We start from the raw sequence: 14,341 nt of genomic DNA, 5'->3' as shown, positions 1-14,341 counted from the left end.
TGAAAGCTTATAAAATCAAACAAATGAATTTTCCTAAAGACCTTAAGTACACAGAAGACCACGAGTGGGTTAGAATCGATGGTGACATCGCAACAATCGGTATTACAGAATTTGCAGCTGGAGAGCTAGGAGACATTGTCTATCTAGAAGTAGAGACTGTGGGCGAGACCCTTTCCAGTGGAGAGATTTTCGGGTCTGTAGAGGCAGTAAAGACTGTTTCGGATCTATTTATGCCTGTGACGGGTGAGATTCTAGAACTCAACGAAGCCTTAGAAGATACTCCTGAATTGGTCAATGAGTCCCCTTACGAAGGCGGCTGGATGATCAAAGTGAAACTTACAGAAGGTGTAGCTGATAGCTTACTTTCAGCAGATCAATACACAGAGTTAATTGGGAAATAAATTCCGCTGGCTTCGTCTCTTGCTAGGAGTACTTTGGTTAGTCATCTTACTCTTGGCCATGTTGACGCCAGGCGATCAGTTTCCAGAAGTAGATTATTTCGATTTTCAGGACAAAGCTATTCATTTTGCATGCTTTGGCTTGTTAAGTCTAATCTGGTCTGGAGTCAATTATTCTTCTAGTAAAGAATTATCCCCCAAAATGATTCGTTTGAATTATATCATCTTTGGGATCCTAATGGGGGTAGTTTTAGAATTGGGACAATTGTTCGTTCCCTTTCGCACATTTGATGTTTATGATATTTTAGCCAACGAACTCGGAGGTCTAGCCGGTTTTTTGACATTTTTAAACATCCGCAGAAGAAAATAGTATTGGATAACTGATCAATTATACTTAAAATTGTTATTCAGATTAAAGAAGAAATTTATAATTAATCAAAATCATCATGGAAGCAAAAAAGACTCCAAGTGCTGATCTTACCAAAAAGTCAGGAATGTTCCTGAATTTGGGATTGGCCGTAGCTGTGGGAGCTACTCTTTTTGCCTTTGAGTACAAGTCATTTGATGATGGTTCTTTAAAGGACCTTGGAATGGTGACTGATAACTTTGAGGAGCTATTGGATATTCCAATTACAGAGCAGCCACCACCACCTCCACCACCAGTGGAGCAGCCTATCATTCAGGAGATTCCTGATGAAGTAGAAATTGAAGAGAAAATCGAAGTAAACTTTGATGTTGACGTTCAAGAAGAGACTGTAATCGAAGAAGTAGTTATTGCAGAAGCTCCGGTTGTGGAGAAAGCAGATGAGATCTTTGACGTGGTGGAAACTCAGCCTAACCCTCCAGGGGGAATGGCAGGTTGGAATGAATATCTTCGAAAGAACCTAAAGTACCCAACTCAGGCGAGAAGAATGGGTATTGAAGGAACTGTGATCGTGGTATTCGTTGTGAATACTGACGGTAGTATCCAAGACGTTGATGTCCTTAGAGGTATCGGCGGAGGTTGTGATGAAGAAGCAGTCGAAGTAGTAAAGAACGCTCCTAAGTGGGAACCAGGTAAGCAAAGAGGTAAGCCTGTAAGAACACGAATGAGACTTCCAATTCGATTCAAACTGAGCTAATTCAGAAGAGATAAATACATAGGCCCGATAATTCGGGCCTTTTTTATGTCCAATTCTTTTTGCTTGTATATCAGCCAATTCTCCATAGGCTTTAGAAATAGAAACAATTACTTATTTTTCATGGTCCAAACTTCTAAATCATGCGAAAAGTCTATCTCATCATCCTGTTTATCCCTTTACTTTTTTCATGTACTCCGGATAAGTATGATTTAATAATTTTAAATGGAGAGGTTTATGACGGTATGGGAAATGATCCTACCCAAGTTGACCTGGCAATTTCAGACGGAAAAATAGTCGGAATCGGAGATTTTGATGAGGATCAAGGGATAGAAGTGATTGATGCCAAGGATCAAGCTGTTACGCCTGGATTTATTGACATGCATGTTCATTTGGAACCTCTTTTGGAGATGCCATTGGCAGAAAGTCATGCACGGCAAGGAGTTACTTTCGCTTTGGGTGGCCCAGATGGATCAAGTCCCTGGCCTTTTATCCCCTATTTGGATTCCTTGGATCAAACTCCCCTTGGAATTAATGTGGGCTATTTGATCGGACACAATTCTATTCGAAATGAGGTAATTGGACTGGAAGATCGAGCACCGACAAACGAGGAGTTAGCTCAAATGATGGCTTTCGTAAAGGAAGGTATGGCAGCGGGAGCTTTCGGTATTTCAACTGGATTGAAATATTTACCGGGTACTTTCGCAGAATTGGATGAAATCATTGCTTTAGCCAGGACCAGTTCGGCCGAAGGAGGCATATATACCAGTCACTTGAGAGAAGAAGGAATCGGGCTTTTGGAGGCAGTAGATGAAGCTATTCAAATCGGTAAAGAAGCTGCTATCCCTATTGTGCTCACCCACCATAAAGCCATAGGCGTAAAAATGTGGGGCGCTAGCAATAAAACACTGGCAATGGTAGATTCGGCCAGAGCACTTGGAATTGATGTCATGATGGATCAATATCCATACGCTGCAAGTCACACCGGAATAAGCGTACTAATTCCAAGTTGGGCACGAGAAGGAGGTAATTTTGCTGAAAGAGTAAAGAATCAGGTACTCTACGATAGTATCAAATCAGGCATCATTTGGAATATTTTGAATGATCGAGGAGGCAGTGACTTGAGAAGAATTCAATTTTCGAGGGTAGAATGGATGCCCGAATTAGAGGGCAAAACACTTCATGATTGGATCGTAATGGAGGGTAAAGAACCTACTGTCGATATCGGAGCAGAGTATGTCATTCAAGCTCAATTGAACGGAGGTACGGGCACCATTTATCACGCTATGGATGAAGCAGATGTAGAAAACATCATGCGCCACCCAATGACCATGATTGGCTCGGACGGAAGGCTCTCTAGGCCGGGAGACGGACATCCACACCCAAGAGCATACGGAACCTTCCCCCGTGTTTTGGGATATTATGTAAGAGAAAAGAAGGTTCTTGAATTAAAGGAAGCTATTTATAAAATGACTGGTCTTCCCGCCCAAAGGCTTGGTCTACAAGAAAGGGGGACCATACAAATTGGCAATATGGCTGACTTGGTAGTCTTTGACCCAAAATCTATTCTTGACAAGTCCACATTTGAAAACCCGCATCAATACCCTGAAGGAATTGATTTTGTGATAATAAATGGAGAGAAAGTTGTAGATCAGGGTAAATTTTTGGGTAAAACCCCAGGAAAATTAATCAGAAAATCTAAGCTAGATTAAAGCACATTCATTGTTTGCTCCTTAATTTTCTCGAGTTCATCTTTCATTAAGATTACCTGCTTCTGCATGGTCGCATCATTGGCTTTCGAACCGATGGTATTTATCTCTCGGCCAATCTCCTGGCTGATGAAACCCAATTTTTTCCCTTGATTGGAGTCTTCCTTCAGACATTTGGTGAAGTAATCCAAGTGGGTTTCAAGTCGGACAATTTCCTCAGTGATATCTAGCTTTTCGAAATAGTAGATTAGCTCTTGCTCAAATCGATTGGCATCAAATTGATTCTCATCGAGCCATTCTGAAAAATGATTTCGAATTTTATCCTTAATCCGAGACTTGCGACTGCCTTCATCAAGTTTGATCTGAGTCAAACCTGCTCGGATTGCCTCAATATTCCCGATCAATTTTTCTTCAAGGGAGTTACCCTCATCTTTTCTGAAGCTATCACACTGATTTAGGCCAGCTTTGATCACTTTAAGAATTTCGATCCAGTCCTGTTCAGTCTCTTCAGTTTCCCTCACCACGTTTGTAATCACATTGGGGGACTGTAAGGCGAGCTTAAATAATTCAGAATCACCCGAGCCAACAGAATCTGATAACCCCTTATAAAGCTTATAAAAGTCTTGAAACAATTTTTCATCCACTGAAACAGGAAGCTGATCACTTGATTTTTTGATCACCTCCAAAGACAGACTCACTTTACCCCTTTCAAGAACAGATTGCACCAAAGCACGAACCTCCGTCTCCTTTTCTGAATACTGTCGAGGAGCTCGAAAAGAAAAATCTAGAAATTTCGAATTGAGCGTTTTTACTTCTACTTGAATGGACTTATGTTCATCCTCATGTCCGGCGATACCGAACCCTGTCATTGATTTGATCATGGATCTGGGAAAAGTTTAGAAATTGAAGCCCAAAGTTACATAGTATCTCAGATCTTCTCGTTCATAATTTCGAATTGGTCGAGCCATATCAAACTTCACGTAGTAATTCAGCAGAACTGTTCTTAAACCGGCTCCATAACTTTGAAGCCAAGGATTATTGAAATTATTCAAAGTAATCTCAAATGGAGAACCCTCAGTATCAATCACTTCTGTATTTTGATCATTTACACGCTCCCATGGTGCCGCGTCATTCCAAGCGGATCCAATATCGTAGAAGCCTACCAGCTGGAAATTTCTAACAAAATTTGAAGTAATATTTCCCCTAGTCAGATAAGAAAAGAGTGGAATCCGCAATTCAGTAGTAAACGTGATCACATTTCTTCCTCGGATTTCATCGTAGTCATATCCTCTCAGATCTACAAAATCAGCGAAAAGGACATTTGAGTTTTCCGCACCCGTTGGGTTTCTCACTGGAGAGGCTTCAGGTCGATTTGACGGTGGGTTATAGAATTCATTGAATAGCCAATTATCCATACCTCCGACCAAATAAGTCTGTGGATTATTCCCCATAAATGAACCCACAAAGAGTTTTGATGCTAGAACTATGTTTTTATGGATTCTTTGGTAATTTCTCAAATCCACATAGAAATTACTAAAGGATCGATCCCCATGATTTAAACCTTGGTAATGCGTAAATCCAACTTTTCCTTTGAAGCCAGCTTGTGAATAAAGCCCGAGTTGAGTAGTGCGGTCATACACCAATTCTGCCTTACCACCAATATAATTCACATCAAAGCGATTCTGATCTGGGTCTTGTCCCAAAATCAAGGAATCAGAATTCAAATTGAAATATTGTGTTTTGGCAACAAATGGAGCAAGTGTAAACCTTGTATTTATGTTAAATGGATAAGACACTCCAAGTTCCATCTTGGTCAGGGCATAACGCTGAAATGTGATATCTCCTTCGTCTATCTCGATGGTCCTACGATCAAATCTTGCTCTAAAATCAAGTCTACTCTTCAGGTATTCATACTCAAAGAAAATATCCCCTCCCGATCTGAAATCCAACGTAGTCATAATACCACCATAAAAGGAGTGGTTATCCAGTAGATCAGTCATCTTACCGGTCATCATAATCCCAAAACCTCTGAGAGGATCTACCACAAAACGGGTATTTATATTATTGGTAAAAAACTGAGGTTCCATTTCACGTGGTCCAACCACACGTTTGCGAAGACTCTGCCTTCTAAATGATTCTAGAAGGTTGATCTTATTGGAAGACCCTGAGGATGTCTCACGATTGACTACAGGATTTGGGAGCGAATCAAAAGAATAATTATCCGTATCAATCCCATTTCTATTTTCAAATCTAAGTCGGCCTACATTGATAGAAGAACTTGTATTAGTGTTAGTAGTAGTGTCAATCACAGCAGGCAGCTCTGGCAGCTCTTCCAGAGGTTTGGCAGCTGGAAGATTTTTAGCTAGCTCCTCTTGCTTTTGCTGCTCTTCTATCCTTCGTCTAGCGGCAATTCGTTCATTCAGGTCTTTGGCTTGGGCGAGCTGTACTCTTGGCGTACTAGGGGTGAATTGATCTGCAGTGGAAAGCGATTCTACGACAAGAAAGCTTTGGCGACCATCCCGAACGGCATATGCTATTTTATTCATCCGACCGCTCACATCAAACACCTCAACACTTTTATTCCATGCAGAAATTTGGTTGGCGACATTGTTTCCAATACTCAGCCTCATCAGGTTATTCACCCCGCTCAAGTCACTTAGAAAAAGGAGTGAATTTGAGTTTACACGCTTTGGTCTTAAATTTTTGCTGTTGAGATTTGTTAGCTGTGTGGTCACAATAGAGTCTCCTACATCTACTCTATACAAATTATAAAAATCAGGGAGATCCGAGAGCTTAAGATTTTTATCGGTGATGGAGTCTGGCAGTGCTACAAAATTCGAGGAATAAATGATCGTGGAATCATTCAGGAAAGTTGGGGTCACATTGTCAAAGCGATCATTCGTAAGCCGCTTTCCGGCTCCTCTAGTATTTAGGGTGTAGACATCAGACTTGCCATTTGAAATCGCCGAAATCACCATATTTCGACCAGTACTATTAAAATCTATGCTGAGAATTTGCGTAATATTTCGAAGAAAAATTTTATCCTGACTAGTGCCATCTATTGATCGCAACCTGAGTGTGGTAAATCCTCTTTTAAAAGATGCAATGGCAACATTTGCCGAATCTCTCCAAGCGATCACCGGAGAAATCAAATTGGGATTTTGATCTTCATAAGCCGCCCCTCCCTGATAAATGGTCTGCTCATCCCCGTTGGACAGGTTTCTGACAATGACCTTATACTTACCCCCATTATTTAGGACATAAGCCAGATTCAAGCCATCTGGACTAAACTCAATGTCACTAATTGCGCCGATGACCTTTGGCGAGGTAGTCACAATCCCTCTGTCCTCGGAAATATCTTTAAAAGTTGCAAATACTTGCTTATTGATGTTGGTGTAGTATTCTCGCCATTGTTCCTTAAAAGTCTCGAAGTTCAAACCGACGGTATTGGCGATACTATTTTCCTCGTTTCTATTAATTCGAGATAAATTAAGAATACTAGAAATATACCTGCGGCCATAGCGCTCAGCAATGTAATTCCATACCGATTGCCCAATGAGTGCAGCTTCCCGCTGCTTCAATTTGAGCAACTTTGGATTTTCTGTTTCGGCAAAATAATGCCTCGCATAGTCGTCCATTTCTCTCCCCCAGCCTTTGGCTAGGTAAAGAGCCACTCCATCCACATACCACTCAGGAAAACTATTAATCAAATTGGCCTGAAAAGCGTCTGATACCGATGATCCATAAAGCATCTCCTCGATAATCACTTTTGAAGTCGCATAAATCAAATCCTCTTTGAAAAGGTCTACGCGCCCTTTGTAGGAAATTTCTGCGATTAATCGATTAAACGTCGTCTGACCGTCTTCGCTAAATGAATCCTTATTCAAATTCAGATTGGACTGAAGCAATTCTTCCGGCGAGTTATAGATGTAGATCTTGGGCTTCGTGTAAGCCACATAGCCAATCATTTGGGTGAGTCGATCGAACTCACTTTCTAGGTAATCAATCGCCATTTTGGCATTTGCACCACCACGATCGTAGTAATACACTTCGAAATTATTCGAAGAGTAGAAATACCATTCAAACTGCTTGTGCTGTACTCGATTTTTCCCAAATCTTTCCTGATCAAATTGAGCCTGGGTGATAAAAGGAGCGAAGAGGAGTCCAGCTAGCAAGCAAAAACGTAAAAACTGATCGCGCATTCGATAAAGATAGATTTGTCTAAATATAATTAAAATACCTTGCGATGTCCACCTCCTTTTCCAACGGCTCACTTTTCAAGATATAATTGGTCATTTTCTTACTAAAATATGGAATCAAAGAAACTCCTTTGGCTCCGAAACCATTAAAACAATAAACGCTTTGATGGCTAGGATGTTTACCCAAAAAAGGTTTTCTGTCACGAGTCGCTGGGCGTATCCCAAATTTATGGCTTTGAATCTGGATAATTGGTTCGTTGATCAAATCATCCAAGCGCTCGATAAGTTCATTTTTAGCAGATTCAGTTGGCCCTTGATCCAGATCGTGTTTGGTGTAAGTGGATCCTACACGGTGAAGCCTATTCCCGAGGCCTACCCGAAACACTCCTCTATTGACAATAAATGATGGCTCGAAGGATTGCGAAACTTCTAAAATCTCTCCTTTCACAGGGGAAAATGGGAGCCAAGAAAAAAAGCGGGAGTCTAGCGCACCAAGTCCGTTACAAAAAATAACGTTCTTAAATAGGTCATTTCTGTAGGTCCACCCTTCTTTTTCTGGAATTAAGTCAGTCTCATCGAATTTTTCTTCTCGGAGAATATCACCATAGAATTCGGTCATAGCTTCCAGAAATTTCGCTGTGGCGAGCCAGCCAGAATTCCTCAACATCACCCCACCAAATGGATCTTTGATCGCTGGGTTTTTTGATTTTTGAAATACCTGACTCACATAATCCACAAAGGTAGCCTCGGCACTTTTGCCCATCCACTCATTTTGTTCCTCTACTGTCAAAAAAGGGCGATAGATGGGTATTTCTTCCAAAAAAGTCTTTCTCGTGACCTTTTCAAGTTCTTGGTAGAGTGGTTTGATCTCTGGAAATAATTGATCTGCCATCCAGGTTTTCACCATTTTTCTTCCTGTGATTGGGTTATAAAGTCCTGCAGCCACCCTGCTGGATGTATTATCCACGGAGGAATCAATAATCCGTATGCTTTGCCCTTCCTGAAGTAAACGATAGCCAAGAATACTTCCTGCGAGGCCATGTCCAATAAGTAAAAAATCAAATTTCATCACCCAAATTAAGTCTAATATTCCTTATTTTGTCCGCTTCGATTACAGAATTCATATGCTAAAAATTAAGTCTTTCACCTTCAACCCTTTTCAGGAAAACACTTACGTGGTTTACGATGAATCGGGTAAAGGAGTATTGATTGATCCGGGATGCTCCGACCAGTTTGAACAACAAGAACTCGCTGATTTTATTGAAAGTGAAGGCATAAAACTGACACACTTACTCAACACACACTGCCACGTGGATCATGTTTTAGGTAATGCCTGGGCAAAGAATAAATATGGATTGGACCTCTGGATTCATCCGAATGAAAAATCGGTTTTAAAATCAGTGGAAGTCTATGCTCCTAATTATGGTTTTGTTGGCTATCGTTCAACTGAGGCAGATCAATTTCTTCAGGAAGGAGACAAAATCAAAGTGGGTAAGGAAACCTTAAAAGTCCTATTTGTCCCAGGGCACGCGCCGGGGCATGTGGTTTTCTTTCACGAACCAAGCAAGCAAGGAATCTGCGGAGACACCTTGTTCCGAGGTAGTATCGGTAGAACCGATCTGCCAGGAGGAAATCATAATTTACTTTTGCAAAAAATCAAAGAAGTTTTGTTCAAATTGCCGCACGACGCAGTGATGTATCCGGGACATGGACCTGAGACAACCATTGGCTATGAAATCATGAACAATCCCTTCGTCGGGTTAAATGCTCGCTATTGAATATCAAGGCCCACATACCAAACTCCCTGACGCTTTTGAATCTACTTTCAGGAGCAATAGGAATTATCTACGTCCTCGACGGACAAATATACTGGGGGGCTTATTTTGTCCTAATCAGTGCAGCCTTGGATTTTCTCGATGGATTTGTAGCAAGAATCCTGAAGGTTCAAGGAGAATTGGGGAAGCAATTAGATTCCTTAGCAGATGTGATTTCCTTCGGACTTTTACCAGGAATTGTGCTTTACGCCATGTCCGAAAGTGCAGCAGAGCCTTCTTGGATTACTTACATTACGCTTGCTGTTCCTGCATTTTCGGCATATCGATTAGCAAAGTTTAATTTAGATACCCGTCAGACGGACCGATTTATCGGGCTTCCTACACCGGCAAATGCACTTTTGATCACCACTCTCCCTTTCCTAGCCACTGAATGGGTTAGACTTGGTACATGGCTCACCTCTCCTCTCTTCTTAGCAATCCTCGCAGTAGTCCTGTCCTACCTGTTGATTGCAGAAATCCCACTCATCGCCCTGAAATTCAAAAACTTTTCCCTCCGAGACAATGTATATAGGTATCTATTGATAGCACTCGGAATAGGGATGGCCGTCTTTCTAGGTTTGGCTGGAATTCCATTTGTAATCCTTGCTTACATCCTGCTTTCGATTATTGAGAATCGATTAGAAAATAAATGATTTTGAATTGGAGATGTTGGTTTTGTTTGGTCTTGCTAGGCTTTACAGCCCTGGATTTGAATGCTCAAAATAGCTTCAGAAAAATCCAAGTTGTAGAAGAAGGTATCTACAAAATCGAACGAGATGAACTCTCCCAAATTAGCTCTGATCTTTCCCAAATAGCCGTTTTTGGATATCCAGGAAGCCTTCCACAAAAACTTTCTCCAGAGGATCTTCGACTTCACCAAATCCCGATTTTAGAAACGGAGGATGGTATTTTAGTCTTCCTCAGTGGACCCAATCGATGGGAAAAGAGAGACTCAGGCTGGAGTCAAGAAGCCCATCAATGGACAGATACCTTAACATATTTAATCGGAATAGCCGAAAATCCAAAAAGAGTAGCTCATCTAGAATTAGAAGATCAGACTGGACAAGGATCTACTCTTTATCGATGGAAAAGCATTCGAGATCAGCAAACAAATCTACTCAATTCAGGCCGCACTTGGTACGGCCCGGCACTTTCCTCTGGAGCGAGTCAAGTCTTTACTTTCCAAGAAACTAGCAGCAATAACCTCCCTTGGCTGCTCAAAGGGAGCTTTATGGCTCAGTCCCTATCCAGCTCGGAAATGAGTGTTGCGGTGGATTCAGAGGGAATCTCAGACCTTACTTTCAGCCCAATCCCAGATGCTATTTATGGGATCAAAGGAAGAACGCAAACACTAAATCAACTTTTTACCCCTAATGATCAAAGCGTTAGTGAGGTTAGCGTGAGCTACACTGCCAATGCGCCTAACTCTTCAGGCTACATGGAATATTTGACTTTGGGTATACCTTCCTCAAGTGAGAATTTAGAAAACGGTATTTGGTACACCGAATCGGAAGATCAGGTTTTCGTGCAAAACCCCAATCAAAAAGAAGTTTGGGATGTCACTGATTTTTTCAATCCCAAACAAATATACTTCGAAAATCAGGCCATTATTCCATCTGTAAAACTTGCTGTTTTTGAATTTCAATCCGTCCAAGCCTTGACCTTGGGTGATGAAGTGCAGATGGATTTGATGCATAACATTGCATCTCCTGAGCTTTTGATTATCAGTCATCCATCACTTCTTCCTGCCGCAAACCGTCTCGCTGCTCACAAAAGTCAAATGGGAATTCAGGTAGAGACCGTTGACGTTGAAGAGGTATTCGACTCCTTTTCTTACGGAAATAGAGATGTGGTTGGGATTCGGAATTTCATCGCATCACGCTTTCAAAATGGTCAAAGCCTAAAGAATGTACTGATTTTGGGCAAGGGAACTTTTGATGGGAAGTCTCTTCTTGGCGGAAGACCTAGTCTTGTCCCCATTTACACAAGCAGAGAAAGTCTAAATCCCTTGGCAACTTTTAGCTCAGACGATTTTTATGGGCTCGTAGATTTTGGTCAGGGCGAATGGCTCGAGTCAAGAGAAGGCGATGAACTCATGCAACTTGGAGTTGGCAGGCTTCCTGTGATCACCTTGGCTGAAGCCAATGCCGCAGTGGACAAAATAATCCAATATGAATCCAATCCTTCACCTGGGGATTGGAAGCGAACCCTCTCGTTTTTTGCTGATGACGCTGATAATAATATCCACATGAGAGATGCAGAGGCTCATAGCGAATACCTGTATCAAAATCACCGCAGTTATTTCCAAGACAAACTTTATCTAGACCGATTCGAACAGATAAGTCAGGGTTCAGGACAAAACTCTCCTCAAGCTGAAGAAGCGTTAAAAGAGACGCTAGACCGCGGAACCTTGCTGCTGAATTATATCGGTCATGGGAATGAAACTACCCTAACAGCAGAAGAAGTTTTTCAGTTAGAAGATTTACGAGATTGGGGTCCCCAGGAAAATTTGGCGCTTTGGGTCACAGCCACCTGTGAATTTGGACGACATGATAGCCCTTTTATACGATCTGCTGCGGAGGAATTATTGATAGCTCCAGAAAAAGGAGCAATCGGACTGCTCACCACGGGACGACCTGTTTTCAGTAGTGTGAATTTCAGGCTAAACGAGGCCTTTATCGAAGAAGTCTTTGCTCGACCCAATGGAGAGAGTCAAGATTTGGGGACCATTTTTCGAAATACAAAAAACAAAAGTCTAAATGGAGCATTGAATCGCAATTTTTCACTTTTAGGCGATCCAAGCATGAAGCTTGCCGACCCTGATTTAGGGATAGAAATTACTTCTTTAAAAAATGTTCGCACTGGTTTAGAGACCGACACGCTTTCTGCATTTCAAGAAATTGAACTTCTAGCACAGGTAATTGATCCTTTGTCGGGCGCTGTACAAAATGGCTTTGATGGAGATTTTTTAATTGACTTAAGAGATAAGCCAGTCTTTTCAAAAACCTTGGGAGACGAAAGTTCCACATTTGAATTTCAGGAAGAAAAGGCTCTTCTTTTCCGTGGAAAAGGAAAAATCAAATCAGGCATGCTACGAGCCAATTTTGTAATCTCATCCAATATCAACTATGAATATGGAGATGGTGCCCTTCGCATTTTTGGAAGTGATGCGAATGGGATCGATGAAGCATTCGGAGGGAAGGTTCCTATCGTCGGCGGATCAGATACGGCACCTTTGGATACCGAAGGCCCAGTTATTCGAGCTCTCTTTAACGGAATTTCCAAACCCACTAATTCATTTAATTCCTCTCAAATCATCCTTGATTTAGACTTGGAAGATGAAAGCGGAATCAATATTTCAGGAATTATACCCGGACAAGAATTGCAGATTATTATAAATGGAGGACTGCCACAAATCATCAGTGGCCTTTACCTGGCAGATGCTGAAAATTTTAAAAAGGGCACCTTAACCACCACGGTAAAAGGATTGAAAGAAGGCGAAAACAAAATCTTGATTCGAGCTTGGGATAATCTTGGAAACTCTTCGAGTCTTGAGCAAACTGTGATTGTAAGTGGGAGTGAGCATATTCAAATCCTTTCGCATCATGTTTTCCCGAACCCAGCCGCTAGTGAGTCGAATTTCAAGATTACCCACAACAGACCTGATGAAAACTTAGTGCTCATACTTTCAGTTTATAGTACAGGTGGGAATATACTATTTAGCGAATCTCAACGTTTAGTGGGCGTGAGTTCAACCATCGAGGGAATCAAATGGATATTTTTGCAGAACCAAACGAAATATCCAGCAAAAGGGACTTATATTTACAAATTATCGCTATTCTCAGAAGTGGACAACACCCAAGCTTCGGTTAGCGGAAAAATCATCGTTGAATGAATTTTAAGGCATCATTTTTAGGAAATACGATTCTCTTGACACTCATGTCACTAGGGGCTTTTTCCTCTTTTGCTCAAAATAGCACGATCATTTCTGGTCAAGATCCTGACCGGAGAGTGATTACCACTGCCGTACCCTTCTTGAATTTCGCTCCTGACAGCCGTCATTCGGGCATGGGAGATGTGGGTGTGGCCACCACTCCTGATGCGAATAGTGCCCACTGGAATTCAGGAAAGTTGGCTTTCGTAGAGGATGGCATGGGCTTTAGCCTTTCCTATTCTCCATGGCTTGGCAAATTGGTGAATGACATGTCACTGAGCTATTTGACAGGTTATTTTAAAATTGACGAAGTTTCCGCAGTAGGTTTTGACCTCCGCTATTTCAATATGGGGGATATTCAACTGACGGATGGGCTAGGAAATGAATTGGGTGAATTCAATCCAAGAGACATTGCCATTGGGGGTACATACTCACGAAAACTATCACAAAACTTTGGTTTAGGAATTTCAGCACGATTTATTCATTCTAATCTCTCTGGAAATATTTCCTCAGTGGGCGGAAGCGAAAGTAGACCTGGCGTAAGTGTGGGGGCTGATGTAGGGCTATACTATCAGAAAAAAATCTACACTGGAAATAAAGATGGAATGTGGTCTTGGGGTATGAATATCTCCAATATCGGCCCAAAAATCACATACAACAGCGCGGATGATTTAGATTTCATTCCTACAAACTTCAGACTCGGAACTTCTTATTCTTTAAATCTTGACCAGTTTAATACGCTGACTTTTTCTCTTGATTTCAATAAACTCCTCGTACCAACTCCACCTATTTACCAAACAAATGAGGATGGAACTTTGGCTACCGATGAGGACGGAAATCTAATCATTGCAGCAGGCAAGGACCCGAATAGACCTTTGATCTCTGGGATGTTTGGCTCTTTTGCAGATGCGCCAAATGGATTCTCAGAGGAGCTTCAAGAAGTGATGATTTCCTTTGGAGTGGAATACATGTATAATGAGAAATTTGCGTTGAGAACGGGGTATTTTTATGAGAACCCGAACAAAGGTGGCCGTAGGTACTTCACTATGGGTCTTGGATTTGACCTAAAGCGAGTAGGGTTTGATTTCTCCTATTTAGTGCCACAGACTCAAAATCATCCTTTGGCGGAAACACTTCGATTCACTCTACTTTACACTATCCCCAATTAA

The 14,341-nt window shown here is 41.6% G+C and carries 11 protein-coding genes; 8 read left to right on the top strand and 3 right to left on the bottom strand.

The features are described from left to right. Nucleotides 1-23 precede the first annotated feature (23 nt). The 4 genes from gcvH (at nucleotide 24) to ACFOSV_RS09575 (ending at nucleotide 3,228) form a co-directional block, all read left to right on the top strand. Entirely contained in the window at nucleotides 24-401 is a 378-nt protein-coding gene (gcvH, locus tag ACFOSV_RS09590; protein WP_377905788.1) for a glycine cleavage system protein GcvH, read from the top strand. Then, the gene (locus tag ACFOSV_RS09585) at nucleotides 391-768 is read left to right on the top strand and encodes a VanZ family protein (protein ID WP_377905787.1); all 378 of its coding nucleotides are present in this window, start codon (nucleotides 391-393) and stop codon (nucleotides 766-768) included. The genes gcvH and ACFOSV_RS09585 overlap by 11 nt, the downstream gene beginning before the upstream one ends. 76 nt (nucleotides 769-844) lie before the next feature. After that, on the top strand, nucleotides 845-1,519 hold the full coding sequence (locus tag ACFOSV_RS09580) for an energy transducer TonB (protein WP_377905786.1): 675 nt from the start codon (nucleotides 845-847) through the stop codon (nucleotides 1,517-1,519). Nucleotides 1,520-1,659: 140 nt separating this feature from the next. Further along, nucleotides 1,660-3,228: an N-acyl-D-amino-acid deacylase family protein gene (locus ACFOSV_RS09575; protein WP_377905785.1), complete on the top strand. Its 1,569-nt coding sequence runs from the start codon at nucleotides 1,660-1,662 to the stop codon at nucleotides 3,226-3,228. On the opposite strand, the gene ACFOSV_RS09570 is transcribed toward ACFOSV_RS09575, so the two are convergent. The 3 genes from ACFOSV_RS09570 to ACFOSV_RS09560 are packed head-to-tail and all read right to left on the bottom strand — an operon-like array spanning nucleotide 3,225 to nucleotide 8,493. Beyond that, entirely contained in the window at nucleotides 3,225-4,106 is an 882-nt protein-coding gene (locus tag ACFOSV_RS09570) for a YicC/YloC family endoribonuclease (RefSeq protein WP_377905784.1), read from the bottom strand. The two genes, ACFOSV_RS09575 and ACFOSV_RS09570, sit on opposite strands and share 4 nt — an antisense overlap. Nucleotides 4,107-4,121: 15 nt before the next feature. Next, a complete protein-coding gene (locus ACFOSV_RS09565; protein ID WP_377905783.1) occupies nucleotides 4,122-7,427 on the bottom strand; it encodes a biopolymer transporter Tol in 3,306 nt (1,101 codons plus the stop codon). A 19-nt stretch (nucleotides 7,428-7,446) separates the two neighbouring features. Then, nucleotides 7,447-8,493, bottom strand: coding sequence for an NAD(P)/FAD-dependent oxidoreductase (locus tag ACFOSV_RS09560; protein ID WP_377905782.1), 1,047 nt, complete (start codon nucleotides 8,491-8,493; stop codon nucleotides 7,447-7,449). A gap of 55 nt (nucleotides 8,494-8,548) precedes the next feature. Between ACFOSV_RS09560 and ACFOSV_RS09555 the strand changes: the two genes are divergently transcribed. Genes ACFOSV_RS09555 through porV form a run of 4 tightly spaced genes read left to right on the top strand, consistent with a single transcriptional unit; the run spans nucleotide 8,549 to nucleotide 14,341 of the window. Continuing rightward, nucleotides 8,549-9,202, top strand: coding sequence for an MBL fold metallo-hydrolase (locus tag ACFOSV_RS09555; protein WP_377905781.1), 654 nt, complete (start codon nucleotides 8,549-8,551; stop codon nucleotides 9,200-9,202). Continuing rightward, on the top strand, nucleotides 9,199-9,891 hold the full coding sequence (pssA, locus tag ACFOSV_RS09550) for a CDP-diacylglycerol--serine O-phosphatidyltransferase (RefSeq protein ID WP_377905780.1): 693 nt from the start codon (nucleotides 9,199-9,201) through the stop codon (nucleotides 9,889-9,891). Before ACFOSV_RS09555 ends, pssA begins: the two co-directional genes overlap by 4 nt. 2 nt (nucleotides 9,892-9,893) lie before the next feature. Continuing rightward, nucleotides 9,894-13,133 carry a type IX secretion system sortase PorU gene (porU, locus tag ACFOSV_RS09545; RefSeq protein ID WP_377905779.1) on the top strand — a complete coding sequence of 1,080 codons (3,240 nt, stop codon included), beginning with the start codon at nucleotides 9,894-9,896 and terminating at the stop codon, nucleotides 13,131-13,133. Beyond that, nucleotides 13,130-14,341 (top strand): type IX secretion system outer membrane channel protein PorV, encoded by a 1,212-nt coding sequence (gene porV, locus ACFOSV_RS09540; protein WP_377905778.1) that lies wholly within the window; start codon nucleotides 13,130-13,132, stop codon nucleotides 14,339-14,341. The genes porU and porV overlap by 4 nt, the downstream gene beginning before the upstream one ends.

The organism is Algoriphagus namhaensis, from assembly GCF_042649705.1.
Taxonomy (GTDB): Bacteria; Bacteroidota; Bacteroidia; order Cytophagales; family Cyclobacteriaceae; genus Algoriphagus; species Algoriphagus namhaensis.
Note: the sequence above shows the minus strand (reverse complement) of the source record. Positions and strands in the feature narration are given on the sequence as shown.